At 68.0% G+C, this 25,920-nt stretch carries 28 protein-coding genes; 4 read left to right on the top strand and 24 right to left on the bottom strand.

Going from position 1 to position 25,920, the window contains the following annotated elements; all coding sequences use genetic code 11:
• Positions 1-40 precede the first annotated feature (40 nt).
• The 16 genes from AC1DFC_RS22880 to hpaR all read right to left on the bottom strand — a co-directional run bounded on the left by AC1DFC_RS22880 (position 41) and on the right by hpaR (position 13,786).
• Positions 41-1,018 carry a 2-dehydropantoate 2-reductase gene (locus AC1DFC_RS22880; protein ID WP_007831665.1) on the bottom strand — a complete coding sequence of 326 codons (978 nt, stop codon included), beginning with the start codon at positions 1,016-1,018 and terminating at the stop codon, positions 41-43.
• A 13-nt stretch (positions 1,019-1,031) separates the two neighbouring features.
• Positions 1,032-1,823, bottom strand: coding sequence for a class II aldolase/adducin family protein (locus AC1DFC_RS22875; protein WP_478180047.1), 792 nt, complete (start codon positions 1,821-1,823; stop codon positions 1,032-1,034).
• An 18-nt stretch (positions 1,824-1,841) separates the two neighbouring features.
• On the bottom strand, positions 1,842-2,834 hold the full coding sequence (locus AC1DFC_RS22870; RefSeq protein WP_007831660.1) for a Bug family tripartite tricarboxylate transporter substrate binding protein: 993 nt from the start codon (positions 2,832-2,834) through the stop codon (positions 1,842-1,844).
• 36 nt (positions 2,835-2,870) lie between these two features.
• Positions 2,871-4,604, bottom strand: a complete 1,734-nt coding sequence (ilvD, locus tag AC1DFC_RS22865) for a dihydroxy-acid dehydratase (RefSeq protein WP_478180046.1) — start codon at positions 4,602-4,604, stop codon at positions 2,871-2,873.
• 4 nt (positions 4,605-4,608) lie between these two features.
• Positions 4,609-5,079, bottom strand: a complete 471-nt coding sequence (locus AC1DFC_RS22860) for a nuclear transport factor 2 family protein (protein ID WP_413315946.1) — start codon at positions 5,077-5,079, stop codon at positions 4,609-4,611.
• Between the two features lie 25 nt (positions 5,080-5,104).
• Positions 5,105-5,926 (bottom strand): 4-hydroxy-2-oxoheptanedioate aldolase, encoded by an 822-nt coding sequence (hpaI, locus tag AC1DFC_RS22855; RefSeq protein WP_413333039.1) that lies wholly within the window; start codon positions 5,924-5,926, stop codon positions 5,105-5,107.
• A gap of 135 nt (positions 5,927-6,061) precedes the next feature.
• Positions 6,062-6,865, bottom strand: a complete 804-nt coding sequence (hpaH, locus tag AC1DFC_RS22850; protein WP_413315948.1) for a 2-oxo-hept-4-ene-1,7-dioate hydratase — start codon at positions 6,863-6,865, stop codon at positions 6,062-6,064.
• Positions 6,866-6,875: 10 nt separating this feature from the next.
• Positions 6,876-7,283, bottom strand: coding sequence for a 5-carboxymethyl-2-hydroxymuconate Delta-isomerase (locus tag AC1DFC_RS22845; RefSeq protein ID WP_413333036.1), 408 nt, complete (start codon positions 7,281-7,283; stop codon positions 6,876-6,878).
• 13 nt (positions 7,284-7,296) lie between these two features.
• A complete protein-coding gene (locus AC1DFC_RS22840) occupies positions 7,297-8,124 on the bottom strand; it encodes a DODA-type extradiol aromatic ring-opening family dioxygenase (protein ID WP_007836781.1) in 828 nt (275 codons plus the stop codon).
• Positions 8,121-8,456, bottom strand: a complete 336-nt coding sequence (locus AC1DFC_RS22835; protein WP_478180045.1) for an aromatic ring-opening dioxygenase subunit LigA — start codon at positions 8,454-8,456, stop codon at positions 8,121-8,123. Before AC1DFC_RS22835 ends, AC1DFC_RS22840 begins: the two co-directional genes overlap by 4 nt.
• 3 nt (positions 8,457-8,459) lie before the next feature.
• Entirely contained in the window at positions 8,460-9,434 is a 975-nt protein-coding gene (locus tag AC1DFC_RS22830) for a tripartite tricarboxylate transporter substrate binding protein (protein WP_478180044.1), read from the bottom strand.
• Positions 9,431-10,897 carry a 5-carboxymethyl-2-hydroxymuconate semialdehyde dehydrogenase gene (hpaE, locus tag AC1DFC_RS22825; RefSeq protein WP_007836784.1) on the bottom strand — a complete coding sequence of 489 codons (1,467 nt, stop codon included), beginning with the start codon at positions 10,895-10,897 and terminating at the stop codon, positions 9,431-9,433. The genes AC1DFC_RS22830 and hpaE overlap by 4 nt, the downstream gene beginning before the upstream one ends.
• 20 nt (positions 10,898-10,917) lie before the next feature.
• Positions 10,918-11,910, bottom strand: coding sequence for a Bug family tripartite tricarboxylate transporter substrate binding protein (locus tag AC1DFC_RS22820; protein ID WP_413333030.1), 993 nt, complete (start codon positions 11,908-11,910; stop codon positions 10,918-10,920).
• Between the two features lie 42 nt (positions 11,911-11,952).
• Positions 11,953-12,723, bottom strand: a complete 771-nt coding sequence (locus tag AC1DFC_RS22815) for a fumarylacetoacetate hydrolase family protein (RefSeq protein WP_413315954.1) — start codon at positions 12,721-12,723, stop codon at positions 11,953-11,955.
• The gene (locus AC1DFC_RS22810; protein ID WP_007836790.1) at positions 12,720-13,355 is read right to left on the bottom strand and encodes a fumarylacetoacetate hydrolase family protein; all 636 of its coding nucleotides are present in this window, start codon (positions 13,353-13,355) and stop codon (positions 12,720-12,722) included. The genes AC1DFC_RS22815 and AC1DFC_RS22810 overlap by 4 nt, the downstream gene beginning before the upstream one ends.
• Complete coding sequence (hpaR, locus tag AC1DFC_RS22805; RefSeq protein ID WP_007836792.1) at positions 13,352-13,786, bottom strand: homoprotocatechuate degradation operon regulator HpaR; 435 nt, start codon at positions 13,784-13,786, stop codon at positions 13,352-13,354. Before hpaR ends, AC1DFC_RS22810 begins: the two co-directional genes overlap by 4 nt.
• A 100-nt stretch (positions 13,787-13,886) precedes the next feature.
• On the opposite strand from hpaR, the gene radA reads away from it, so the two are divergent.
• Positions 13,887-15,278, top strand: a complete 1,392-nt coding sequence (radA, locus tag AC1DFC_RS22800; RefSeq protein WP_007836793.1) for a DNA repair protein RadA — start codon at positions 13,887-13,889, stop codon at positions 15,276-15,278.
• A 70-nt stretch (positions 15,279-15,348) separates the two neighbouring features.
• Here radA and AC1DFC_RS22795 read toward each other — a convergent pair whose 3' ends face one another.
• Complete coding sequence (locus tag AC1DFC_RS22795; protein ID WP_007836795.1) at positions 15,349-15,804, bottom strand: hypothetical protein; 456 nt, start codon at positions 15,802-15,804, stop codon at positions 15,349-15,351.
• A 135-nt stretch (positions 15,805-15,939) separates the two neighbouring features.
• On the opposite strand from AC1DFC_RS22795, the gene AC1DFC_RS22790 reads away from it, so the two are divergent.
• The gene (locus AC1DFC_RS22790; RefSeq protein ID WP_007836797.1) at positions 15,940-16,365 is read left to right on the top strand and encodes a hypothetical protein; all 426 of its coding nucleotides are present in this window, start codon (positions 15,940-15,942) and stop codon (positions 16,363-16,365) included.
• Between the two features lie 22 nt (positions 16,366-16,387).
• Here AC1DFC_RS22790 and AC1DFC_RS22785 read toward each other — a convergent pair whose 3' ends face one another.
• Positions 16,388-17,395, bottom strand: a complete 1,008-nt coding sequence (locus AC1DFC_RS22785) for a recombination-associated protein RdgC (protein ID WP_413312227.1) — start codon at positions 17,393-17,395, stop codon at positions 16,388-16,390.
• Positions 17,396-17,524: 129 nt separating this feature from the next.
• On the opposite strand from AC1DFC_RS22785, the gene AC1DFC_RS22780 reads away from it, so the two are divergent.
• On the top strand, positions 17,525-18,475 hold the full coding sequence (locus AC1DFC_RS22780; RefSeq protein WP_007836800.1) for a branched-chain amino acid transaminase: 951 nt from the start codon (positions 17,525-17,527) through the stop codon (positions 18,473-18,475).
• Positions 18,476-18,483: 8 nt separating this feature from the next.
• Positions 18,484-18,693, top strand: coding sequence for a zinc-finger domain-containing protein (locus AC1DFC_RS22775; RefSeq protein WP_007836801.1), 210 nt, complete (start codon positions 18,484-18,486; stop codon positions 18,691-18,693).
• A 45-nt stretch (positions 18,694-18,738) separates the two neighbouring features.
• On the opposite strand, the gene AC1DFC_RS22770 is transcribed toward AC1DFC_RS22775, so the two are convergent.
• From AC1DFC_RS22770 to AC1DFC_RS22745, 6 genes are all read right to left on the bottom strand, one after another.
• Positions 18,739-20,010, bottom strand: a complete 1,272-nt coding sequence (locus tag AC1DFC_RS22770; RefSeq protein ID WP_042673984.1) for an O-antigen ligase family protein — start codon at positions 20,008-20,010, stop codon at positions 18,739-18,741.
• A gap of 143 nt (positions 20,011-20,153) precedes the next feature.
• Complete coding sequence (locus AC1DFC_RS22765; RefSeq protein ID WP_478180043.1) at positions 20,154-21,353, bottom strand: ATP-binding protein; 1,200 nt, start codon at positions 21,351-21,353, stop codon at positions 20,154-20,156.
• Positions 21,354-21,368: 15 nt separating this feature from the next.
• Positions 21,369-22,091, bottom strand: a complete 723-nt coding sequence (locus tag AC1DFC_RS22760; RefSeq protein WP_007838761.1) for a response regulator transcription factor — start codon at positions 22,089-22,091, stop codon at positions 21,369-21,371.
• Between the two features lie 117 nt (positions 22,092-22,208).
• The gene (locus tag AC1DFC_RS22755) at positions 22,209-23,069 is read right to left on the bottom strand and encodes a beta-ketoacyl synthase chain length factor (protein WP_007838762.1); all 861 of its coding nucleotides are present in this window, start codon (positions 23,067-23,069) and stop codon (positions 22,209-22,211) included.
• Positions 23,070-23,181: 112 nt separating this feature from the next.
• A complete protein-coding gene (locus AC1DFC_RS22750; protein WP_478180042.1) occupies positions 23,182-24,387 on the bottom strand; it encodes a beta-ketoacyl-[acyl-carrier-protein] synthase family protein in 1,206 nt (401 codons plus the stop codon).
• 137 nt (positions 24,388-24,524) lie between these two features.
• Positions 24,525-25,910 carry an AmpG family muropeptide MFS transporter gene (locus AC1DFC_RS22745; RefSeq protein ID WP_042674259.1) on the bottom strand — a complete coding sequence of 462 codons (1,386 nt, stop codon included), beginning with the start codon at positions 25,908-25,910 and terminating at the stop codon, positions 24,525-24,527.
• Positions 25,911-25,920: the final 10 nt, after the last annotated feature.

The following is a 25,920-nucleotide window of genomic DNA, read 5'->3' as shown; positions in this document are numbered from 1 at the left end:
CGCCGCCTTCCTGCGCGCCGCGATGGTGTGCATGACGCGCTCAATACAGGCCGAGCTGCCGCGTCCTCAATCGCGCCAGGCCCAGCAGCGCGTCGGTAAAGGGCGTGGCCACCGCAGTCAACTCGCCCAGCTCGCGCACCACGGTCACCAGCGCGTCCAGCTCCACCGAGCGGCCGGCTTCCACGTCCTGCAGCATCGAGGTCTTGAACGCGCCGAGCTTCTTCGTGATCGCATGCCGGTCTTCCGGGCTCTGCGTGATCTCGATGCCGATGCGCCGGCCGATCTCCTTGGCCTCCAGCATCACCGCCGAGATGAAGCCGCGCACGTAGTCGTCGTCCATGATCAGGTCGGTGGTGCAGCCCGTCAGCGCGCTGATCGGGTTCACCGTCATGTTGCCCCACAGCTTGAACCACACGTCCTTCTGGATCTGCGGCGACAGCGTGGTGTCGATGCCTGCGGCGTTCAGCAGCTCGACCAGCTTCTGCACGCGCGGCGTGGCTTCGCCCGAAGGCTCGCCCACGATCAGCCCGTTGCCGAAGTGATGCCGCACCACGCCGGGTCCGTCGAGCGAGCAGCTCGCGTGCACCACGCAGCCGATCACGTTGCGCGCGGGAATGGCCTTGGCAATAGCGCCTTCGGGGTCCACCGCCGCGAGCCGGTGGCCCGTGATCTCGCCGCCGAAGCCGCCTTCGAGGAACCACCATGGCACGCCGTTCATCGCGACCAGCACGATGGTGTCGGCGCCGATCAGCGGCCCGATGCGCTCGGCCACGCCGGCCAGCGCGGGCGCCTTCACGGCGATCACCACCAGGTCTTGAACACCGAGCGCTTCGGGGTCGGCCACCGCGTTCACCGGCACACGCGTGCGCACGTCGCCACGCATGAGCGAGAGGCCGTCGCGTTGCAGCGCATCGAGCGTGGCGCCGCGCGCCACCACGTTGAGGCGTTGGCCTGCCTGTGCGAGGCCGACGCCGATCCATCCGCCGATCGCGCCGGCGCCGTAGATGCAAATCTTCATGGGAACAGGCGCCTCAGTTGCGGTAGCTCGGGTCGATGCGGTCCACTTGCCGCACCAGCGCATCGAACACGTCCTGCCCCGCGCCATGCTCGGGGCTGAACTGCAGCGCGTCGCGCGTGCAGCGCTGCGCGATTTCATCGCTCACCGGAATGGCCGCGCCCATCGAGAAGGTGGCCATCTGGATCTCGCAGGCGCGCTGCAGCGTCCAGAGGATCGCGAAGGTCTGCGGCAGCGTCTGGCCCCAGGCCAGCAGCCCGTGGTTGCGCAGGATCACCGCGTTGCGGTTGCCGATGCTCTTGAGCAGGCGCGGGCCTTCGTCGGCATGGATGGTGATGCCCTCGAAGTCGTGGTACGCCACCATGTCGTGCAGCTGGGCGGTATAGAAGTTGGTCTGCTGCAGCCCGCCCTGCAGGCAGGCCACGGCCACGCCGGCCGTGGTGTGCGTGTGCATCACGCAGTGCGCACCGAGCAGGCCGTCGTGGATGGCGGCATGCACCGTGAAGCCGGCCGGGTTCACCGGATGGGTCGAGCCGTCGAGCACCTTGCCCTGCAGGTCGATCTTCACCAGGTTGCTCGCAGTGACCTCGCTGTAGTGCAGGCCGAAGGGGTTGATGAGGAACTGCTTCTCCCCGCCCGTCACGCTGTCGGGCAGCCGCATCGTGATGTGGTTGTAGATCATCTCGGTCCAGCCCAGCATCGCGAACACGCGGTAGCAGGCCGCGAGCTGCTCGCGCGCGGTGCGCTCGTCGGGGTGCAGCGAGGGATGGACCAGCGCCGACGGCGCGGTGGTGGCGAGTGTGTTCATGGCAGTTCCTTCATGTGTTCAACCCTCTGCGGTGAAGCCGACCTCTTTGACGATCGGCGCCCACTTGGCGGTGTCTTTCTTCAGCAGATCGGCCAGCTCGGCCGGCGTGGAAGACATCGCCTCCAGGCCGAATGTGCCGAGGCCGTCGATCACGTCCTTCTGCGCGAGCGCGTTCTTCATTGCGGTGTTCAGCTTCGCCACCAGCTCGGGCGAGGCCTTGGCCGGCAGGAAGAAGGCGAACCATTCGCTGTGCGCCATGTCCTTGATGCCCTGTTCGCCGAAGGTGGGCACTTCGGGCGCGAAGCGGCTGCGCTTGGCGCCCGAGACGCCCAGGATGCGCACCTTGCCTGAGGGCAGGTGCTGTGTGATGTCGCCGATCGGCCCCGACACCGCCGAGATGTTGCTGCCCAGCAGGTCGAGCATGGCGGGCTGCGTGCCGCGGTAGGCCGCGTGCTTGAGCTCGACGCCGCCCTTCTTGCCCAGCAGCGCGCCGATGAAGTGCGGCGTGGAGCCCGCGGCGGGCGAACCGTAGTTGGCGCCGGCCGGATTGGCCTTGGCCCAGGCCAGGAACTCGGGCACCGTCTTCACGCTGGCCGGAACGGCCGGGCCCACGGCAAAGCCGAAGTCGAAGATGCAGGCCAGGCTGACGGGCGTGATGTCGACCATCGGGTCGTACGGCAGCTTCTTGTAGATGTGCGGATAGATCGTGAGGATCGAGGTCGGCGTCTGCAGGATGGTGCTGCCGTCGGCCGGGCGGCCCTTCACGTAGCTCACGGCGATCTGGCCGCCCGCGCCGGTGCGGTTCTCGACCACCGCCACCTTCGCGTACTCGGGGCTGAGCTTCTGCGCGAGGCGCCGGCAGGTGGTGTCCGAGGTGCCGCCGGCCGCGAAGCCGGTGACGATGGTGGCGGTCTCGATGCTCATCGCCTGCGCGAAGACGTTCTGGCCAAGGCTGGCCATCAAGGCGGATGCACTGGTGGTCTGCAGGATCTGGCGGCGGGTGAAGCTCATGGTGTCTCTCTCCGGACGGTGGTTATGGAGGGTCGATCAAGACTCGTCGCGCAGCCAGGTGACCGCGCCCGAGTGGGTCACGGCGCCCTGATGGGCAGGGCGCACGGTGAGCGCGTATTTTTCCAGCAAGCCCCCGCGGGCCGCCCCCGCGTTTACCTCACGTCGGGTGAGCCGCGCGGCGATTTCCTCCGTGGTGAGATCGACCGTGATCGAGCGTGCCTCGGCACGCGCGTCGATGGCGATCACGTCGCCGTCGCGCAGCGCCGCAATCGGTCCGCCGTCGGCCGCTTCGGGCCCCGCGTAGCCGATGCACAGGCCGCGCGTGGCGCCCGAGAAGCGCCCGTCGGTCAGCAGTGCCACCTTGTCGCCCATGCCCTGGCCATAGAGCAGGGCGGTGATGCCGAGCATCTCGCGCATGCCGGGACTGCCCTTGGGGCCTTCGTTGCGGATCACGATCACGTCGCCGGGTTCGTACAGGCGGTTCTGCACGGCGGTCTGCGCTTCTTCCTCCGAGTTGAAGACGCGCGCCGGCCCGCGAAACACCAGCCCCTGGAGCCCCGCCGTCTTGAGCAGCGCGCCGTCCGGGCAAAGGTTGCCCTTGAGCACTGCGAGGCCGCCGTCGCGCGTGATCGGGTTGCCGGCCTCGCGCACCACGCGGCCATCAGGCGCAAGGGCGCCGGCCAGTTCCTCGGCCATCGTGCGGCCGGTGAAGGTGAGCGCATCGCCATGCAGGAAGCCCTGCTCCAGCAGCGTGCGCAGGATCACGCCGGCGCCGCCGATGTAGAACACGTCGCGCGCAAGGTACTGGCCGCCGGGGCGCAGGTCGGCGATGAGCGGCGTGCGCGCGAAGACCTCGGCCACGTCGTCGAGGTGGAACTTGATGCCGGCCTCGTGCGCGATGGCCGGCAGGTGCAGCGCTGCGTTGGTCGAGCCCCCGGTGGCCGATACCACGGCGCAGGCGTTCTCGAGCGCCTTGCGCGTGACGATGTCGCGCGGCAGCGGGCTGTCGCCCATCACTGCCTTCATGAGCGTTTTTGCGGCGCGGCGCATCAGCGGCGCGCGTTCGCTGAACACGGCAGGCACCATGCTCGAGCCGATGGGCGCGAGGCCCAGTGCCTCCGACACCATGCCCATCGTGTTGGCCGTGAACTGCCCTGCGCAGGCGCCGGCCGTCGGCAGGCAGGCGCGGCTCATCGCGTCGAGTTCGTCGTGCGTGGCGGTGCCGGCCAGCACCTTGCCGATGGTCTCGTAGGTGTCGACCACGTTCAGGTCGCGCCCGTCCGGCCCCGGCATCTGGCCAGGCAGCGCCGAGCCGCCATGCACGAACACGCTGGGCACGTTGCAGCGGACCATGCCCATCATCAGGCCGGGCAGGTTCTTGTCGCACGCGCCGATGGCGAAGATCCCGTCCCACTGGTGGCCGCGCGTGGAGGCTTCCACGCTGTCGGCGATCAGCTCGCGCGAGATCAGCGAGAAGCGCATGCCCGAGTGCGCCATCGTCAACCCGTCGCTGATCGACACCACCGGGCATTCGTGCGGCGTGCCGCCGCCCGCATAGATGCCGGTCTTGGCGTGCTGCGCCTGCTCGCGCAGGTTGAGGTTGCACGGGCTCATCTCGCCGCCTGTATGGAACACGCCGATGTGCGGGCGCGCGATGTCCTCGTCGTCCTGTCCCAGCGCATGCAGGAAGCTGCGCGTGGTCGCACGGATCGTGCCCTCGCGGATGGTGGCGGAGCGAAAGCGCTTGGGTGGGGCGGCGGGCGCGGTCATGAGGTCAGAACATCCCGTTCTTGTTTGCAGCGGTTTCCGGCACGGGCTGTACCACGTCCCAGTGCTCGACGATCTTGCCGTTCTCCAGCTTGAAGATGTCGACGATGGCGCTGCCGCGCGTGCCCGGCTCCCGCACCGCGTTGACGTGCAGGATCACGTAGTCGCCGTCGACGAAGCTGCGCTTGATGTCGCTGCGCGAGTTCGGAAACTTCTCGCGCAGGAACGCGATGAACTTGCGAAAACCCTCGGGGCCGTCGGCCGCCGTGGGGTTGTGCTGCACGTAGCGGCTGCCCACGTACTGCAGCGCTGCGTCGGCGTCCTTCTGGTTCAGGCCTTTTTCATAGAAGGCGAGCACCGCCTGGCGGTTGGCTTCCTGCTGGGCGGTCGCGCCTTGCTTGCCGGCGCCCATGGGTGCGCACGCGGCGAGGAAGAGGGTGGCTGCTGTGGCGATGGCCGCCAAAGTCATGCGTTGCATCGAGCGTGCTCCGGTGTGAAGAAAATCAGTAGCCGTTGGGCGAGGCGGTGCCGGGCGCGGCCTTGTACATGGCCAGCAGCTGCTTCGCCGCCGCCGCCAGCACGATGGTGTCCACGCCCACCGCCACGAACAGCGCGCCGGCCGCGAGCCACTTGCGTGCCTGTTCCTCGGTGGTCGACAGGATGCCCGGCGCCTTGCCGGCCTTGCGGATGCGCGCAATCGCGTCGGCAATCACGGCCTGCACCTCGGGGTGGTTCGGCTGGCCCACGAAGCCCATCGAGGCCGACAGGTCGGCCGGGCCGATGAACACGCCGTCAACGCCCGGCGTGGCCGCGATGGCGTCGAGGTTCTTCATTGCCTCCACCGTCTCGGCCTGCACCAGCAGGCAGGTCTGCGCATTGGCCTCGTGCAGGTAGTTGGGGTAGGCCTGCCAGCGCGAGGCGCGCGCCAGCGCACTGCCCATGCCGCGGATGCCTTCAGGCGGGTAGCGCATGCCCTGCACCAGCCGCGCCGCCTGCTCGGCCGTGTCGACCATCGGCACCAGCAGCGTCTGCGCGCCGATGTCGAGGTGCTGCTTGATCAGCGTGGTGTCGCCGACCGGAATGCGCACGACGGGGTGCGAGCGCTCCGACTCGGGCTGCGCCGACCATGCGCTCGAAATGCCCTGCAGCTGCGCGAGCACCGAGCGCAGGTCGTTGGGCGCGTGCTCGCCGTCGACCAGCAGCCAGTCGTAGCCGGTGCCGGCCAGGATCTCGGCGGCGTAGCCGTCGGCCAGCCCGACCCACAGGCCGATCTGGGGCTTGCCTGATTGAAGGGCTTGCTTGAAGGTGTTGATGGGGGTGTGCATGTTTAGTCCGGGAGGTGGAAGGGTGATGTCTTCATTCGTGGAACACCGCGGAACCGGCTTTGCCGGGCCGCTGGCGTTGCCCCCGGTAGGGGGTTGGCGAAGCGACACGAAGTGCGCGAAGCCTGGGGGCGAGCCTCATACAAATCGGAAGGAGATGGAGCCGAGCGGGCCGTAGTCCGCGTGGAAGGTGTCACCGGGAACTGCGGTGGTGGGCCGCGTGAACGAACCGCCCAACACCACTTCGCCGGCTTCGAGGCATTCGTCCCACGGCGCCAGCTTGTTCGCAAGCCACGCCACACCGGTCGCCGGGTGGTTGAGCACGGCCGCGGCCACGCCCGATTCCTCGATCACGCCGTTCTTGTAGAGCAGCGCGCTCACCCAGCGCAGGTCGACCGCGTCGGGCTTCACCGGCCGGCCACCCATCACGATGCCGGCATTGGCCGCGTTGTCGGCGATGGTGTCGAACACCTTGCGCGGCGCCTTGGTGTGGCGGTCGAACTGCTCGATGCGCGCATCGATGATCTCGATGGCCGGCACCACGTAGTCGGTGGCGGCCAGCACGTCGAAGATGGTCACGTTCGGGCCCCGCAGCTTCTTGCCGAGGACGAAGGCCAGCTCCACCTCGACGCGCGGCGCGATGAAGCGCTTGAACGGGATGTCGCCGCCCTGCTCGAAGAACATGTCGTCCAGCAGCGTGCCGTAATCGGGCTCGTCGATCTGGCTGGACTGCTGCATGGCGCGCGAGGTCAGGCCGATCTTGTGGCCCTTCACGGTGCGGCCTTCGGCAATCTTGGCCTTCACCCATTCGCGCGAGATGGCGTAGCCGTCTTCCACGGTCATCTCGGGAAAGCGCTTGGAGAAGTGCTCGACCTGCACGCGCGACTTCTCGCTTTCGTGCAACTCGGCGGCCAGTTGGGCGATGGTGGCTTTGGAGAGCATGTGGTTTCGTTCAGTTCTTGTTGAACAGGGGATGCAGGTTGCTGTGCTTGCCGTCGTACACCTGCCCGGGGCTTTCGTCGATCTGCAGCGTGATGCCGATGGGGCGTTGGTCGAAGATCGGCGCGAAATGCGCGCGCACGCCGGCCAGCAGATCGTCGCCGGCCTTCTTCTTCACCGCCTCGGCGCGGCCCGCAGCCATGCGCAGGTTGAGGTAAACGAAGGCGTAGTCGGCCTTGCCATCGGCCACCGCGTGGTGCGCCGCAGGGTAGGCCAGCACGCGCGTACCGCCGATGGGGAACACCGGCTTGCCGGCTTCGTCGCGCTGCTCCAGCATGGTGTCGGCCAGCGTGCGGCACAGGGCCGACATGTCGGTCTCGGCCTCGATATTCGGCGTGTAGAGGATCACCAGATGAGGCATTGCTGTTCTCCGTTCATTCCACCGACATGGTCGCGGCCGTGCACGTTACCGCGAAGATCGGAATCGCCTTCATATGGAAGATCTCACCTTTGCCGCGCGCGGCCGCGGCCACGCTGAGGAAGGTGCGGATCTCGAAGCCGCCCTGGCCCGCCTCGCGGTAGGTGGCTTCGTCGCCATAGTCGTCCAGCGAGAGCATGCCCTCGCGATCGTTGGCGCACCAGCGGCGCATGAACTCGGCGTCCCACTCCGCGTTCACCTTGCCAGAATCGGGCGTGGCCGGCCAGTGCGAGATACCGCCCGTGCCCACCAGCGCGATGCGCTCGGGCACCTTGTCGCAGGCGCGGCGCAAGGCCTCGCCGAAGGCCCAGGCGCGGTGCAGCGGCGTGAGCGGCGGGCCCTGGCAGTTGATGTTCACGGGGATGACCTTGGTGTCGAAGTTCGGCGTGAGGAAGTTCAGCGGCACCATGATGCCGTGGTCGAACTTCCATTCCTCCGCATAGGCCACGTCCACTGTCTGCATCACCTCGCGGATGATGCGCTGCGACAGTGCTGCGTCGCCGGGGATGGTGTGCTTCTCGATGCCCAGCCACTTCGGGTCTTCGATCGGACCTTCGTAGCTGTCGGCCATGCCGATGGCATAGGCCGGCATGTTGTTCATGAAGAAGTTCGCGAAGTGCTCCGCGGCGATCACGATCACCGCGTCGGGCTTGGTGGCGCGCATGGCCTCGCCGAAGCGGTGGAACTGCGCATGGAACTCGTCCTTTACGGCCGGGTCCGCCAGATGCGCGCGGCCGGTGATGCCGGGGGCGTGGCTGCACACGCCTGCAAAAACCAGACTCATACGCCTGCCACCTTTTCGTCTGTGCCCGTCGTCATCGCATAGATGCCCGCGCGCACCGGTCCGTACTTGCGCACGCCTTCGCGCATGGCTTCGAGGTAATCGGCCCACGGAATGCCGAGCAGGGGCGCGAAATGCATCAGCAGCTGGCCGTTGCAGCCGAGCACGTAGAGCTTGCCGATGTCGCCTGAATCGATTGCTTCGCGCTCTTCATCGTCGAGGTCATAGCCGGCGAGCAGCGCGGTGCGCGTGTCGCCCCCTTCGGCATAGCGCCGCTGCACCTCCTGCTCGCGGTTGAGCGCGAAGAGGAATTTCTGCATCGCATAGAGGCTCATGGTTCAGCCCTCGATCTGGATGTTGGCCTTGCGGATCACGTCGTCGTACTTCGCGATCTCGCTCTGGATGAAGGCCGCGAAGCGCTCCGGCGTGCCCGACAGCGACGCGATGCCTCCCTTCTGGAAGGCCTCGGTCAACGCGGGGCCCGCGAGCGCGCGGTTCACCTCGGCGTTCATGCGCTGCACGATGGCGTCGGGCGTGCCGGCCGGCGCCAGCAGGCCGTTCCACGAATTGGACTCGATGGGCACGCCCTGTTCGGCCAGTGTGGGTATGGCGGGCGCGTACTGCGAGCGCTGCGCGGTCGCCATGCCCAGCGCCACCAGCTTGCCGCTCTGGATGTGGCCGCGGAACTCGGGCCAGTTGCCGAACATCATCGTTACCTGCCCGCCGAGCAGGTCGGTGAGCGCCGGGCCCTGGCCCTTGTAGGGCACGTGCACGATGTCCAGGCCCATCTGCAGCTTGAGCATCTCGCCAGAGAGATGCGCCGAGGTGCCGTTGCCGAAGGAGGCGAAGCTCAGCGTGCCGGGCTTGGCCTTGGCGGCGTTGCGCAGGTCGGCCAGCGTCTTCAGGCCGCTCGCGGGGTGCGTGGCCAGCACGTGCTCCGACATGCCCATCAGGGCGACGGGGCGCAGGTCTTTCTGCGTGTCGTAGGGCAGCTTGCGTATCAGCTTCTGATTGGCCGCGAAGCTGTTGGCCACGCAGACGAAGGTGTAGCCGTCGGGCGCGGCCTTGGCGGCGGCATCGACGCCGATCACCGTGCCTGCACCGGGCTTGTTGTCGACGATCACCGGCTGGCCCAGCGCCTTCGCCACCTCGGTGCCCACCAGCCGCGCGACGAAGTCGGTGGTGCCGCCGGGCGGGAAGGGCACGATCACGCGGATCGGCTTGTTGGGCCAGGCGGCCTGGGCACGCGCGAGCGAGGGCAACGCGGCGAGTGCGGCCGCGCCTTGCAGCAGCGTGCGGCGCCGCGTGTTCATGCAACGCCCCAGTGTGGAATATGGTGCGAACCCAGCGATACCGCCACGTTCTTCGGCTCGCAGAACACTTCATAGCTCCAGGTGCCGCCTTCGCGCCCCGTGCCCGAGGCCTTGGTGCCGCCGAAGGGCTGGCGCAGGTCGCGAACGTTCTGGCTGTTGACGAAGCACATGCCGGCTTCCACGGCGGCAGCCACCCGGTGGGCCTTGCCGATGTTCTCGGTCCATACGTAGCTGCTCAGGCCGTACTGGATGTCGTTGGCCAGCCGGATGGCATCGGCCTCGTCCTTGAACGGGATCAGGCAGGCCACGGGGCCGAAGATCTCTTCCTGCGCGATCTTCATGCGGTTGTCGACATCGGCGAACACGGTGGGCATCACGTAGTTGCCCTTCTTCACGCGGTCCGGCAGGTTCGACGGCGCATCGAGCCCGCCGCACAGCATCGTCGCGCCTTCCTTCGGGCCCAGCTCGATGTAGCTGCGCACCTTGGCCAGGTGGGCTTGCGAGATCATCGGGCCGACGATGGTCTTCTCGTCGAGCGGGTCGCCGACCGTGATGCGCTTGGCGCGCTCCGCGAACTTCGCGGCGAAGTCGGCGTAGATCGACTGCTGCACCAGGATGCGCGAGCCGGCCGTGCAGCGTTCGCCGTTGTTGCTGAAGATCATGAACACGGCCGCGTCGAGCGCGCGGTCGAGGTCGGCGTCTTCGAAGATCACGAACGGGCTCTTGCCGCCGAGTTCCATGCTGAACTTCTTCAGCCCCGCGCTCTTCACGATGCGATTGCCCGTGGCGGTGGAGCCGGTGAACGAAATGGCGCGCACGTCGGGGTGCCCCACCAGCGGCTCGCCGGCCTCCTTGCCGTAGCCGTGCACGAGGTTCAGCACGCCGGGCGGAATGCCCGCTTCGAGCGCCAGTTCGCCCAGCCGCGCGGCCGTCAGCGGCGACAGCTCGCTCATCTTCAGCACCGCCGTGTTGCCGAAGGCCAGGCAGGGCGCGACCTTCCAGGTGGCGGTCATGAAGGGCACGTTCCACGGGCTGATGAGCGCGCAAACGCCCACCGGATGGAACAGCGTGTAGTTCAGGTGCGTGGGCGTCGGGTAGGTGTGGCCGTCCACGCGCGTGCACATCTCGGCGAAGTAGTAGAAGTTGTCGGCCGCGCGCGGAATCAGCTGCTTGCCGGTCTGCGCGATCACCTGGCCACAGTCGTCGGTCTCGGTCTGCGCGATCTCGGGCACGTGCTTCGCGATCAGGTCGCCGAGCTTGCGGATCAGCTTGGCGCGCTCGGGTGCGGGCAGGCCGGCCCATTTGGGAAAGGCTTCCTTGGCGGCGGCCACGGCGGCGTTCACTTCGGCTTCGCCGCCCGAGGCGACTTCGGCCAGCACTTCCTGCGTGGCCGGGTTGACGGTCTCGAAGTAGTCCTTGCCCGTGACGGACTTGCCGCCGATGAGATGGTCGATCTGTTGCATGAAGAGGTGTCCGGTCCGGTTCAATCGAGTTTGATGTCGCGCGCCTTGATCAGGGCATGCCATTTCTTGCGCTCGGCGTCGGTGTAGCGCGTCATTTCGGTGGCGTCGGCGGGGCGTGCTTCCCAGCCCGCGTCGTAGAGCTTCTGGCGCACGCCGCCGTCGGCCATGGCCTTCTGAAGCTCGGCGCCCAGCTTCGCCTGCACTTCCTTCGGCGTGGCCGCGGGCGCGACGAGGCCCTGCCAGGTGTAGGCCTCGACGTTGGCAAAGCCGAGTTCCTTCGCGGTGGGAATGTTCGGCAGCTGCGGCACGCGCTCGGCCGACATGGCGAGAAGCGGCACCACCTTGCCGGCCTTGACGGCGCTCACGCCGCTGGGCAGGTCGAGCATCATCAGCGCGACCTGGCCGCCCATCAGGTCCTGCAGTGCGGGCGCGCCGCCCTTGTACGGCACGTGCAGCATCGACACGCCGGCTTCGCGCTGGAACAACTCGAGCGCCAGGTGGTGCGGGCTGCCGGTGCCCGGCGTGGCGATGCTGTACTTGCCGGGCGAAGCCTTGAGCGCGGTGAGCAATGCCTTGGCATCGGCGATGCCGGCGTTGGGCGCGGCCGTGAGGATGAGCGGCGAGCGGCCCATCATGCCGACCAGCGCGAAGTCTTTTTCGGCGTCGTAGGGCAGCTTCTTGTAGAGCGCGGGGTTGTAGACCAGCACGCCGTTGTCGGCCGAGAACACGGTATAGCCGTCGCCCGGTGCGCGCGCCACGTTCTCCGACGCGATGATCGCGCCCGCGCCGGGCTTGTTGTCGACGAGCACCGGCTGGCCTAGCTGCTGCGATACCTGCGCGCCGACCGTGCGCGCGAGAAAGTCGGTGCCGCCGCCCGCCGGGTAGCCCACCACCCAGCGCACGGGCTTGGTGGGGAAGGCCGCAGTCTGCGCGGGCGCGTCGAGCGCGAACATCGAGGCGCTCACGGCCACGAGGGCGGCGGCGAGGGCGAGCGTTTTCTTTCCGGCGTTCATTGCGTTTGTCTCCGCTTGTTGATGTGTGACAGGAAAAAGGGTTCAGGCCGCGTCGATGGTGTTGACCAGCGCGCCGATGTGCTCGATCTCGGTCACGACCACATCGCCCGGCTTGCAATCGACCACGCCGTCGGGCGTGCCCGTGAGGATCAGGTCGCCCGGCGACAGCGTCATGAAGCGGCTGAAGTACGCGATGAGGAAGGGTGCRTCGAAGATCATGTCGCGCGTGTTGCCTTGCTGCGTGACCGTGCCGTTGACCGTGGTGCGCAATGCAAGAGCCATGGGGTCGGGCACGTCGGCCGCGTCGACGAACCACGGACCCAGCGGCGTGCAGGTGTCGCGGTTCTTCACGCGCAGGTTGGGGCGGTACCAGTTCTCGAGGTAGTCGCGGATCGCGTAATCGTTGGCCACCGTGTAGCCGCCGATGAAGTCATACGCGTCATCGCGCTTCACGTTCTTCGCGGTCTTGCCGACCACGATGGCGAGCTCGCATTCATAGTGCATGAACTGCACGCCGGCCGGACGGTGCGTGAGCTGGCGGTGGCCGATGAGCGTGCTCTGGCCCTTGACGAACACCAGCGGTTCCTCGGGTGCCTTGAACTCGAGCTCCTTCGCGTGGTCGGCGTAGTTCAGGCCTAGCGCGAGGATGGTGCGCGGCCGCGCCGTGGGCGCGAGCGGTGGCAGCCAGACGAGCTGCTCCTGCGGCACGATGCGGCCGTCGTCCAGGCGCACGGCGGCGTCTTGCTGCCCATTGAACTCATGGCTCGTGCCGGAATGCTCGCGGCCTTCGAAGATGACGCGTGCGTGCTTCATGCGGCCTCCTTCACCAGCGTGTTGCTCAGGGTCTCGAAGCCCGGCGCCGAGATGTCGATGCGCTGGCCCGCGCGGGCCAGCGGACGGCCAAGGTCGCAGCCGAGCATCAGGACGTCGCCGTGCGCCAGCGTCATGAACTCGCCGACATCGGCAAGCAGTTGCTGCGCCGGGCGCACGAGCTGCGAGAAGACGATGGATTGCTTCAGCTCGCCGTCGATGCGCACCTCGACGAGGAAGTTCGCGGGGTCGGCCACCTCCTGTGCGTCGCGCAGCACGGGGCCGATGCCGAGGAAGCCGTCGACGCACTTGAACTTCACCGGCGGGCGGAAGAAGCTCGCATGGGGAATCGACAGGTCGTTCATCAGCACGAAGCCCTCGACGTCGCCTTCGGCGCCGATCACCATGCCGATGCTTGCGCCGATTTCCACCTCGGGCACGGTCGCCGGCACTGCAATGGCGCTGCCGTGCGGGCTCCAGGTGTTGGCCGTCTTCACATAGAGCACGGGCGCCTTCGGCGGTGCCTTGTAGGGCGGCTGCGTCATCTGCGCTGCGAGCGCCACCACTTCGGCGCGGAAGTTCAGCAGGGTGCCGTACACCGTGCCGGTGGGCAGGAAATGGGGGGCGCTGCTCATGAAGGTTGCTCCAGTGCGATGAGTTCGTCGAGCAGCCCGTAGAGCTGCGCGAGCTTGGCCTTGCCGAGCGACTTTTCCATCCAGTCGTAATGCGCCTCGATGCTGGTGCCCAGCCGCTTCACCAGCTTCATGCCGTGCGGCGTGGCCTCGACCACGGTGCGGCGCTGGTCGGCAGGGTCGCGCGCGCGGGTGATGAGGTTGTCGCGCTCCATGCGCGCAAGCACGCCGGTGAGGCTGGGCCCGAGGATGAAAGCTTCGCGCGCCACGCGGCCGGTGTCGACCGCACCGTGTTCGCCCAGCACGCGCAGCACGCGCCATTGCTGGTCGGACAGCGCGTGCTCGCGCAGGCTGGGCCGGGTGTGGGCCATCACGGCTTCGCGCGCCTGCAGCAGCAGGCGCGGCAAATTGCGGTGCGTGAATGTCGTGCTCAAGACGCGTCTCTCTTTGAAATTACTTAACATGTTAAATGATTCGCCAGAGCTTTCCTAGCTGTCAGTCATCAGGGTTTGTGCGGACACCTAAACTCGCCGCATGGCCAAGGACAAAACACTTTTCGTCTGCAGTGAATGCGGCGGCACCAGCCCCAAATGGCTCGGCAAATGCCCGAGCTGCGGCGCCTGGAACACATTGATCGAGCAAGTCGCGGGCGCGGGCAGCGGCCCGGCCAACAACCGCTTCGGTACGCAGTTCGCATCGCTCGCGGGCGCGTCGGAGCTCGCCACGCTGTCGGAAATAGAAGCGACCGACGTCGCGCGCACGCCCACAGGCATTGACGAGCTCGACCGCGTGCTGGGCGGCGGCATCGTCTCGGGCGGCGTCACGCTGATCGGCGGCGACCCGGGCATCGGCAAGTCGACGCTGCTGCTGCAGGCGGTCGATGCGCTGCAGCGCGCGGGGCAGAACGCGCTGTATGTCACCGGTGAAGAAAGCGGGGCGCAGGTGGCGCTGCGATCCAAACGGCTCGGGCTCGATCACTCTCAGGTGCAGGTGCTGGCCGAGATCCAGCTGGAGAAGATCATCGCCACGCTCGACGCCACGCGTCCGGCCATCGCGGTGATCGATTCGATCCAGACTGTCTATTCGGACCAGCTCACGTCAGCCCCCGGTTCCGTCGCGCAGGTGCGCGAATGCGCGGCGCACTTGACGCGCTTCGCCAAGACCAGCGGCACGGCCGTGGTGCTGGTGGGCCACGTCACCAAGGAAGGCGCCCTGGCCGGCCCACGCGTGCTCGAACACATGGTCGACACGGTGCTGTACTTCGAGGGCGACACGCATTCGAGCTTCCGCCTCGTGCGCGCCATCAAGAACCGCTTCGGCGCGGTCAACGAGATCGGCGTGTTCGCCATGACCGAGCGCGGCCTCAAGGGCGTGACCAATCCGAGCGCCATCTTCCTGAGCCAGCATGCCGAGCCGGTGCCCGGCAGCGTGGTACTGGTGACGCTCGAAGGCACGCGGCCGATGCTGGTGGAAATCCAGGCGCTGGTCGACAACGGCGGTCCGAGCCCGCGCCGCCTGTCGGTGGGCCTGGACCGCGACCGCCTCGCGATGCTGCTGGCGGTGCTGCACCGCCATGCGGGCGTGGCCTGCATGGACCAGGACGTGTTCGTCAACGCGGTGGGCGGCGTGCGCATCAGCGAGCCCGCGGCCGACCTCGCCGTGATGCTGGCCATCACCTCGAGCCTGCGCGGCAAACCGCTGCCCAAGGGCTTCATCGCGTTCGGTGAGGTGGGCCTGGCCGGCGAGGTGCGGCCGGCGCCGCGCGGGCAGGAGCGCCTGCGCGAGGCTGCCAAGCTGGGCTTCAGCGTGGCGGTGGTTCCAAAGGCCAACGCGCCCCGCAAGGGCGCGAAGGAAATCGAAGGGCTGACGATCCACGCCGTCGACCGCATCGAAGAGGCGATGGACGTGGTCCGCCGGCTCGACTGATTGATTGATCAGTGACCGGGAAGTCCGGGAAAAAATGGCCCGGCGCACCGTGGCGCCGGGCCCACCCTCCCTATCCCCCGATGTGCATCGTGAACGCCGGTCCGCTGTTGAGCACGCATTGGCCGCTGCCCAACGTGGCCGAGTTCATCGTGTACTGGCAACTCAGGTTGCCGCCGCGGCTGCCGGTGGCATTCGCCACGCCGGTGCCTCGCGAGCCTGCGACCCGGGTTGCCTCTCCCTGAAACTGTTCGCCGCCGATCTGTGCGTTGAAGTGGCCGCGGCCGTTCATGTCGTTCGTGACCGTGCCGGCGACGGCGCCGTAGCGCGCGGCTTCGGCGTTCGACGGGTACAGCCGCGCGTTGAAGGTCTGTGCGACCGGGCCCGGTGCCACGGCGTACGCCTGCGAGGGCGGTGCTGCGGGAGCGGGTTGTCCGAGCGGGACCACGTAGCAGCCGCTGAGGGCGATGCCCGCGAGCGCGGCGACGAGGGTGAGACGAACGAAAGTGACGGAACGCGGAATGGTCATACGCTTTTCAGTGGCCCGGGCTGATGCCCGTGCGGCGAAATGTGCCGCGTGGCGCTCGCGTGCCGTGCGCTTTTCGGGGGGAGTACCGTCCGGCGCGCCCGGCGGTAGCCATGGTCGCTACTGCGGGCGGCGACAATGCGCGCCATGAATTTCAAGAAATTTCTGGTGCCCGTCGGTGCCGTCCTTCTCCTCGGGCTGGCGTGGCGCAGCGGCGGATGGGGCGGCGTGGCCCTGGCCGGTGGCGCGATCGTGATGTTCCTGCTGTTGCACTTCAACCGCGCGATGCAGGTGCTCAAGCGAGCCGCCGAGCGGCCGGTGGGCTATGTGGCAAGTGCCGTGATGCTCAATGCCAAGCTCAAGCCTGGGGTCACGCTGATGCACGTGATCGCGATGACGCGCGCCCTCGGCGAGCTGCGCTCGCCCAAGGACGAGCAGCCCGAGCACTACCGCTGGACCGACGGCGGCGGCTCGTACGTAGACGCCGTGTTCAATGGCGGCAAGCTGCAGAGCTGGACGATGACGCGGCCCGAAACCCCGGAAGAAGACCCGCCGGCGGCCTGAGCCACGCCTGTTGGAAGACGCGTCAGAACGGCGCGTCTTCTTCCTCGGGCGCGTCGGCCGGGGTCGTCATTGTGGGAGCGGCTGCTGCTGCGGCGGCGGGCTTCGCCGCTTCGTCCGGCACGGCCGCCGAGAATGCCGCCTCGCCGCCGAGCGCATCGAGCAGCGCCGGCACCAGCTGGCCCAGTTCGCCCGTGGCAATGGCCACATCGGCGTCGAAGTTGTCTTCCTTCTTGCCGCCCGCGGCGCCGTCGCCCGTGCCTTCGAGGAAGGTGATCTTGCGGATCAGCAGGCCATGCGTCAGCTCGAACGACACGCGGTCGTCCCAGGTGAGCGCCAGGCGCGTCGGGCGCTTGCCGTCCGTAATGTGCTTCTGCACTTCCTCGATGTCCAGTGGATGCTTGGCGTAGCGCACCACGGCCTTGGAGTCGTCCGAGGCCTTGAGCTCGCACTCGCGGTCGATGGTGAAGCCGGCTGGCGGCTCCTGCGTCAGCAGCCAGTTGGCCATGGCGGCGGCGGGCTCGATCTGCGTGTTGATGAGGGCCACCGCGAAACCGTCGAGCGACTTCACGAGGCTGGTGACCACTTCGTCGGCGCGCGATGCGTTGCCGCTGTTGATCACGAGGCGGTTCTCGGCCTTGTCGATCCACACCGTCACGCGCGCACTGCGGGTGAAGGCCATCGGCAGCAGCTCCAGGGTGATGTCTTCCTTGAGTTCCTTCTTTTCCTTCTTGCCGGGCTTGCGGCCGGTGGTGGCTTCGATCTGAGCGCAGCGTTCGTCGAGCTTGCGGCGCACCACCGAGCCGGGGACCTGCTTGCTCTCGATCATGTATTCGACCAACCACTGGCCGTCGATGGACTCGACCAGCGGGCCATTGGCTTCGCCGCGGGGCTCGACCCAGCCGGCGGACTTTTCCTGCGAGGGGCCACAAGGCACGAAGCGCTGCTTGCCGAGCCCTTCTTCTGCCTCGGTCAGTGTCTGGGACCAGGCAGGTTCGATGCGATAGACGATGACGTTCTTGAATACGGACACGGAAACCCTTTTCCACTGGTTTGCACAACCGGGCATTGTCGGGCACCCCGCCAATCCCGCCGCCGTAAAATCGAAAGCTTTTGCGACTTCCCACCTCGCTCCCAACACCGCTTCCAAAGGAATCAGGAAATGAGCTCGATCCCCCCCTCGCTGGACGACCGTGACGGCAAGATCTGGATGGACGGCGAACTCGTGGACTGGCGCGACGCCAAGATCCACGTGCTGAGCCACACGCTGCACTACGGCTGCGGCGCCTTCGAGGGCGTGCGCGCCTACAAGACGCCCGAGGGCACCGCGATCTTCCGCCTGGCCGAGCACACCGAGCGCCTGTTCAACAGCGCCAAGATCCTGCGCATGAAGATCCCGTTCACGCAAGAACAGCTGAACGAGGCCCAGAAACAGGTGGTGCGCGAGAACAAGCTCGAAAGCTGCTACCTGCGCCCGCTGATCTGGATCGGCTCCGAGAAGCTCGGCGTGAGCCCCAAGGGCAATCGCGTCCACGCCATGGTCGCGGCCTGGTCGTGGGGCGCCTACCTCGGTGAAGAAGGCATGAAGCGCGGCATCCGCGTGAAGACTTCGAGCTATACCCGCCACCACGTCAACATCACGATGACGCAGGCCAAGACGGTGAGCAACTACACCAACTCGATCCTCGCCAACATGGAAGCGCTGGACGACGGCTACGACGAGGCGCTGCTGCTCGACGCGAGCGGCTTCGTCTCCGAAGGCGCGGGCGAGAACATCTTCGTGGTCAAGGGCGGCGTGGTCTACACGCCCGACCTGTCGGCCGGCGCGCTCAACGGCATCACGCGCAACACCATCCTGCACGTGTGCAAGGACCTGGGCCTGGAGCTGGTGCAGAAGCGCATCACGCGCGACGAGGTCTACATTGCCGACGAAGCCTTCTTCACCGGCACCGCCGCTGAAGTGACGCCCATCCGCGAACTCGACCGCGTCGAGATCGGCAACCGCGGCGACGGCGGCGCCCGTGGCCCGATCACCGAGAAAATCCAGTCTGCCTTCTTCGACATCGTGAACGGCAAGAATCCCAAGTACGCCCACTGGCTCACGAAAGTCTGAGAAAACCCATGTCCACCAATGCAGTCGTCGAACTCCTGGCCAAGGAGCTCAATCATCAAGGCGGCGTGTTCTGCCCCAGCCCCAAGGCCGACATGAAGCTCTGGAACAGCCACCCGAAGGTCTACCTCGACGTGGCGCGCACCGGCGAGGCCAAGTGCCCGTATTGCGGCACGGTGTACCGGCTGAAGGCCGGCGAGACGGTGTCGTCGCGGCACTGAGCCGCCGGCCGCCGAGCCATCCGGCCCCGGCCGTCCGATGCCTCTTCAGGCAGCCGGGCGGGTGGGGTCTTTTTCCGGGTTTTCCAGGCTCTTCAAGCGCGAGGACAGCAGTCCGCGCCATGGATCCGGGTCGTTCTTCTCCTGCGCGAGCCGCAGGTAGACCATCGAGACGAACAGCAGCGCCAGGCCGATCTGCGCGTCGCGCATGGCCGAATTCACGCTCGATGCGATCAGCGCGATCAGCGTCGCGGCCAGCGCATAGCGGCCCGCGATGTCGGGCCGCTTCCATGCCTGCCAGACGGCGGCGACCATGATGATGAGCAGGCTCAGCAGGGCAGGCAGCCCGCCTTGCGCGCCGGCCCACAGGAAGTCGTTGTGCGGCATGTTCGAGTCGGCGAGCAGCGCCGGGCCGCGCTTGTGCCACTGGTCGGTCCAGCCACCGATGCCCCAGCCGGTGAACGGTCGATCGGCGATCATGAGGCCGGTGTCGCGGTACATGTAGTAGCGGATGACCCAGCTGCCCTTGAAGACCGCGCCGGCCTGCGCCTCCTCGAGTTCCTGCACGCCGGTCTCGACCTTGTGCTGCAGCTGCGGCACCTGATAGAGCGCCGCCCCGAGCACCACAGCCCCCAGCACCAGCGCGCCCACCAGCATCTTCAGGTGATTGCGCCACTGATGGACGCAGACCACCGGAATCACCAGCAGCAGCGCGAGCACCGAGGTGCGCGAGGTCAGCGGCAGCGCCACCACCAGGCCCAGTCCGAGCATCAGCACGAAGGCGGGAATGGAGCGCAGCGGCCTGTGCGCGGCGATCTGCGCGATGCCCCATACGGCGGCCGTGGACGCCACCACGCTGAACAGCAGTGCGTTGCTGATCGACTTGTTGCCCACTTCCATCACCACAGCGCGCAGCGGCAACCAGATGTTGAAGCCGCCGACCGCGTAGAAGAAGCTGACCAGCAGGATGTTCAGCACGGCGACCAGCAGGAAGCCGCGCAGCGCCCAGATGGCCTCTTCGCGCGTGAGCGCCATCGCCATGAGCATGGTGAGGCCGATGCGGATGCCGTGGAACAGGTTGGAGCCGGTCTCGGGATAGTGCTGCCCGATGGCCAGCACGATGAGGGTCCAGGCCAGGTAGGCCATCACCGGCCACCACAGCGGGTTGGCGCGCAGCCGCGCATAGCGCTTGTCCAGGCCGCCGGCCACCAGCATGGTGAGCAGCAGCAGGATGGCCGAAAGATAGGTGACGCCGACCGGCATGAACACCACCAGCCCCCAGAACATGGCCGCGGGCCGAACGATGTGCGATCTCTGCATAGGGGCGGGATTTTAGGTGGACGGGCTTGGTACTCCCCCAGGCTTCGCGCACTTTGTGTCGCTTCTCCTTCCCCCTCGCCGGGGGCGACGCCTGCGGCCCGGCGAAGCCGGTTCCGCGGCGTCCCGCCAACAGGACCGGGGGCTCAGTGCCCGCGCGCGGCCACCGGCAGGCGGATCACGAAGCTCGCGCCGCCGCCCGGGCGGTCTTCGCAGCGCACTGTGCCGCCGTGGCGCTCGGCGATCGACTTCACCAGCGCCAGCCCCAGGCCGACGCCGCCGTTGCGCTCGCTGGCGCCGGGCAGCCGGTAGAAGGGCTCGAAGATGCGTTCGCGCAGGGCCGTGGGCACGCCCGGGCCGCGGTCGTTGACGCGCACGGTGGCGTAGCCGTTGGCGCTGCCCAGCTCCACGGCGATCTCGCCGGCACCGTAGCGGCGGGCGTTCTCCAGCAGGTTGCGGATCGCGCGGCGCAGCAGGCGCGACACACCCGGCACGGTCAGCGTGGCGTTGTCGGTGCCTGCGGCCAGGTCGAGTTCGGCGTTCACCTGCGAGCATTCCTCGGCCGCGAGGCCGGTCAGGTCCACGGCCTCGATGGTGCCCATGTCGGCCTCGCTGGCGTCGAGGCGGCTGGCCAGCAGGATCTCGTCGATGAGCTGGTCGAGCTCGCCGATGTTGCGCGAGATCTCTTCGCGCGCCTTCGGGCTGGGGTGGTCGCCCATCAGCTCCAGGCCCATGCGGATGCGTGTGAGCGGCGAACGCAGCTCGTGCGAGGCGTTGGCCAGCAGCGACTTGTGCGAACGCACCAGCTGCTCGATGCGTTCGGCCGACGCGTTGAATCGTTTGGAGAGATCGGTCACTTCGTCCTGCCCTTCTTCGGTCACGCGCACCGAGAGATCGCCTTCGCCCCATCGCTGCACGCCGCGCTGCAGCGATTCCAGCCGCTGCGTGATGCGCCGCACGATCGGATACACGCCCAGTGCCACCGCTACCCCCACCAGCGCGATCATCCATCCCAGCCCGAACGGCGTGCGCCATGGCGCGAAGCCGGCTGAGCCCGGGAGCCGTTCGCGCGGCGCCACGCGCAGCGTRAGCGCCTTGCCGTCGCTCAGCGTCACGTCGAACTCCAGGCCCTGGCCCGGCACGCGCAGCGCGGTGCCTGCGCCGATGGGCTTGTCCTGCGCGTCGAGCACCACCACGTGGCGCGGCACCGGCGCCAGGCGCTCGCGCTCGGCCTCCGCCGCTTCGCGCACGATCCAGTTGGCCATCAGCGTGAGGATGACGACGCCACCCACCACCGCGAGCCAGATGCGGACGTAGAGGTGGCGGGAATAGAGGTTGCGCAGCATCGGGCCGGGGTCGGGTCAATCTTGCTGCTTGGCAAAGACGTAGCCCACGCCGCGCACCGTGAGGATGCGCTTCGGGTTCTTCGCGTCGACCTCGATGGCCGCGCGGATGCGGCCCATGTGCACGTCGATGGAGCGGTCGAAGGCCTCGAGTTCGCGGCCGCGCACGGCTTCCATGATCTGGTCGCGCGTGAGCACGCGGCCCGCGCGTTCGGCCATCGCCACCAGCAGGTCGAACTGGTAGGAGGTGAGGTCGGCCAGCGCGCCGGCCACCGACACGGTGCGCGCGTTGCGGTCGATCTCCAGCGTGCCGAAGCGCATCACGGTGGAGGCTTCGGCCTCGGTGGCGTTCTCGCTGCGGCGGCGCAGCACGGCGCGGATGCGCGCCAGCAGCTCGCGCGGCTCGAAGGGCTTGGGCAGGTAGTCGTCGGCGCCGATCTCCAGGCCGATGATGCGGTCCATCGGGTCGCCCTTGGCCGTCAGCATCAGCACCGACACCTTCGACAGCGGAGCAGGCAGCGCGCGGATGCGGCGGCACACTTCGAGCCCGTCGGTGTCGGGCAGCATCAGGTCGAGGATCACGAGGTCGGGCGCGTGCTGCTGCAGCTGCTCGAGTCCGCTCGCGCCGTCGCCGGCATGGTTGAACGCGAAGCCCGACTGCGTCAGGTACTCGCCCACCATCTGCGCCAGGCGGGCGTCGTCTTCGATCATCAGGAGTTGGGGGGTGCTCATGCGCTTCATGGTCGTCCAAAGGGAGCAAGCGGGCTTGAACGCTCCGTAAAGTTGGGTAAACCTCGAACACCCCTGTCAACCGGCGATGCTGCGAAAAGCATAGCGCCGACTCCAGAGGGCGTGGGCTCAGCCCCGCTCGAGCGGCCGCAACTGCAGCCGCAGCGACAGGGACGAGGACAGCGGCAGGTCAACCGGCGTGCCCGCGCCGTTTCCCGAGTGCGCCAGGTGCGCCAGCGATTCGAACAGCGCCAGCGCCTGGGCCATGGGGTTGATCTCGGCCAGCGATTTCGCCGCTTCCGAGCTCGGTGGCGTGGCTGCGGGCGCCGTGCCGCCCTCGCCGGCCAGCGACCAGTCGAGCGCCGCCACGGTGCGCTGCGTCGGCTCGTGGGCGATCACCAGCGCCACCGCCAGCAGGCCGCGGCTGTCGGTGACCGAAGCCAGTGCGCCCACCGTGGGCGTGTCGCAGCCCACCAGCAGCACCGGCTCCTGGTCGCAGGCGCACTGCACCGCCGCTTCGAGCAGGCCCGAGGCAAAGCTGTGCTCGTAGGCCGAAATCGCGTTGCTGGCCGCCATGCAGCCGGTGCCGATGGTCCAGTAGCCCACGGCCGCGTTGTGCACCGAGTTGTGGAACTTGGTGGGCGACAGCATCTTCGGATCGCTCGCGAGCGTGCTGCACATGTAGTCGTTGATCGACAGGTCGCCGTGCGCCGACGTGAACACGCAGGGTACGTCGGCCGCGTTGCGGCCCGAAGCGGCCATGGCGGCGGCCGCCACTTCGAGCGCCAGCGCCACCGTGTCGGGCGCGCGGCGGCGCTCGGCCGGGGCCAGCACCTGCGGCGACGGGCGCTTCGCGGGCGGGTCGGCCAGCGCGCCTTCGCCGCGGAAGGCGGCGCGCGCGGCTTCCCAGCCGGGCAGCGTGGGCGTCCAGAAGGCGGGGCCTTCGATGTAGAGGGTCGGGCGGGTAGGGACGCTTGTCGTGGTTGTCATTGGATTGCCTTCTCGCGGAACACCGTGGAACCGGCTTTGCCGGGCCACTGGTGTTGCCCCCGGTCGGGGGGAGGAGAAGCGACACGAAGTGCGCGCAGCCTGGGGGCGAGCCTCATGATTCCGCCTTGCCGAAAACGAGGGAGCAGTTGTTGCCACCGAAGCCGAACGAATTGGACAGTGCATAGCGCACCTCGCCGAGCGCCGGTTCGAGCTTGATCTGCGGGCCGAAGCCTTCGTCCAGCGTGCGGGTGTTGACCGTGCCCGGCATCAGGCCGCGCTCGATGGCCAGCAGGCTGATGACAGCCTCGACGATGCCCGCCGCGCCCAGCGTGTGGCCCATGAAGCCCTTGGTCGAGCTGGCGTGCGTGCGCGCCGGGAAGCGGCGCGCCACCAGCGCGCCTTCGACCTCGTCGTTCTTCTGGCTCGCGGTGCCGTGCATGTTGATGTAGTCGATCGCTTCGGGTGGCAGGCCGGCGCGCGCCAGCGCTTCGTCGAGCGCGCGCTCGGCGCCCAGGCCCTCGGGGTGGGGCGTCGACATGTGGTGCGCGTCGCTGGCCTCGCCGTAGCCCAGCAGGTGCAGCGGTGCGGCATCGGCGCCGGCCTGCACGCGCTCGACCAGCGCGAAGCCCGCGGCCTCGCCCAGGCTGATGCCCTTGCGGGAGGCGTCGAAAGGCCGGCATGGCTCGCTCGACACCAGTTCGAGCGAGTTGAAGCCGAACAGCACGCTGCCGCACAGCGTGTCGGCCCCGCCGACCACGGCCGCGTCGGCCAGGCCCAGCCGGATCAGCCGCTCGGCCGAGGCGAACACCTTGGCGCTCGACGAGCAGGCGGTGGAAATGGTTTCGCTCGGGCCGCTGATGCCCAGCAGCTGCTGCGTGAACATGGCCAGCGAATGCGGCGTGTGCACCCTGGCGCGGCGCTGGTTGGGCGGGAACATGCCCTGTTCGTCGAGCTGCGTGTAGGCCAGTTCGGTTTCGCCGATGCTGGCGGTCGAGGTGCCCAGGATCAGCGCGACGCGCGAAGCACCGTACTTCTCGCGCGCCGCAGCCACCGCCTCGAGGAAGCCATCGGCCTGCAGGCCCAGCCACGCGAGCCGGTTGTTGCGGCAGTCCCAGTGGGCCAGCGATTCGGGCAGGCGCACTTCTTCGAGTCCATCGACGCGGCCGATCCAGGTGGGCAGCGGCGCATCGCCGAAGTCGTTGGCGCGCAGCCCGCTGCGCGACTGCGCAAGCGCGTCGGCCAGCACTTCCTTGCCGACGCCGACGGCGGAAGTCGCCGTGTAGGCGCTGATTTGGAGAGGAGAAATTCGGGACGGCACGATCTTGTAGGGGCTTGCTGGCAGACGGGTGCGCGGGAAGTGGCGCAGGAAGGGAAAAGAAAACGAATGTATAGCGCCCGCAGCCTACCAGTTGCGCGGTGCGCGCAATGTCGGCTGTTTCCTATAAGGCCCAGGCCCTATTGACGGTCCGCGGGCCTTGTGGTCGTCGTCAGCCGCGAGGCCAAAGCCACCAGCACCAGCACCGGCAGGCCGAGCATCGCGGTGGCGACGAAGAAGGTGCTGTATCCATAGGCATCGACGAAGGCGCCCGAATAGCCGGCGATGAACTTCGGCAGCAGCAGCATCAGCGAGCTGAACAGGGCGTACTGCGTGGCCGAGTAGCTGATGTTGGTGAGGCTCGACAGGTAGGCGATGAAGGCCGCCGAGGCGATGCCGCCGGCCAGGTTGTCGGCCGAGACCACCGCGATCAGCGCCGTCAGGTCGTGCCCGCGCGAGGCCAGCCAGGCGAACAGCAGGTTGCTGGCCGCGCTCAGCACCGCGCCCAGCATCAGCACCCGCATCACGCCCAGGCGCATCGACAGCACGCCGCCGACGAAGGCGCCCACCAGCGTCATGATCACGCCGTAGATCTTGCTGACCGTGGCCACCTGATCCTTGGTGAAGCCCATGTCCACGTAAAAAGGGTTGGCCATGATGCCCATCACCACGTCGCTGATGCGGTAGATGGCGATCAGCGAGAGGATCAGCGCGGCCTGCCACCTGTAGCGGCGGATGAAGTCGGCGAAGGGCTCGATGAGCACGCTGCGCAGCCACTCGGCGGCATTCTTTGCCTTGGGCAGCACGCGCGGCACCGGTTCGGGCGACAGCAGCACCGTCAGCACCCCCACCGCCATCGAAGCGGCCATCACCAGGTACGCCGTCTTCCACGCCCCGTTCTGGTACGCCGCCGCACCCGTGACCGCGGCCGCCGGCGCCACCTCGGCCCAGGCCGCGACCCACAGCACGCCCGCACCGGCCCAGATCATCGCGAGCCGGTAGCCCGTCTGGTAGGCGGCGGCCAGCGCGGCCTGCTTGCGTGTCTCGGCCGATTCGATGCGGAAGGCGTCGAGCGCGATGTCCTGCGTGGCCGAGCCGAAGGCCACCAGCAGCGCGCACCAGATCAGCGGCGTGAGCCCCTGGCGCGGGTCGTTCAGCGCCATGCCGATCAGGCCGGCGATCACCACGCACTGCGCCAGCAGCAGCCAGCCGCGCCGGCGTCCGAGCAGCGTGGTCAACGGCGGCAGCGGCAGCCGGTCGACCAGCGGCGCCCAGACCCACTTGAAGCCGTAGGCCAGCCCGACCCAGCTCAGGTAGCCGATGGTGGTGCGGTCGATGCCCGCTTCGCGCAGGCGAAAACTCAGGGTGCCCAGCACCAGCAGCAGCGGCAGCCCGGCCGAGAAGCCCAGCGCCAGCATGCGCAGGGTGGCGGGCTCCAGGTAGACCTTCAGCGCGTCGCGCCAGGGCGGGGAAGAGGCGGTGGGGGTTTCTGCGGAAGGTACGGACATGAGCCTCGGATTGTCCATGAGTGCCGGG

Source organism: Variovorax sp. 10L421, assembly GCF_056395365.1.
Note: the sequence above shows the minus strand (reverse complement) of the source record. Positions and strands in the feature narration are given on the sequence as shown.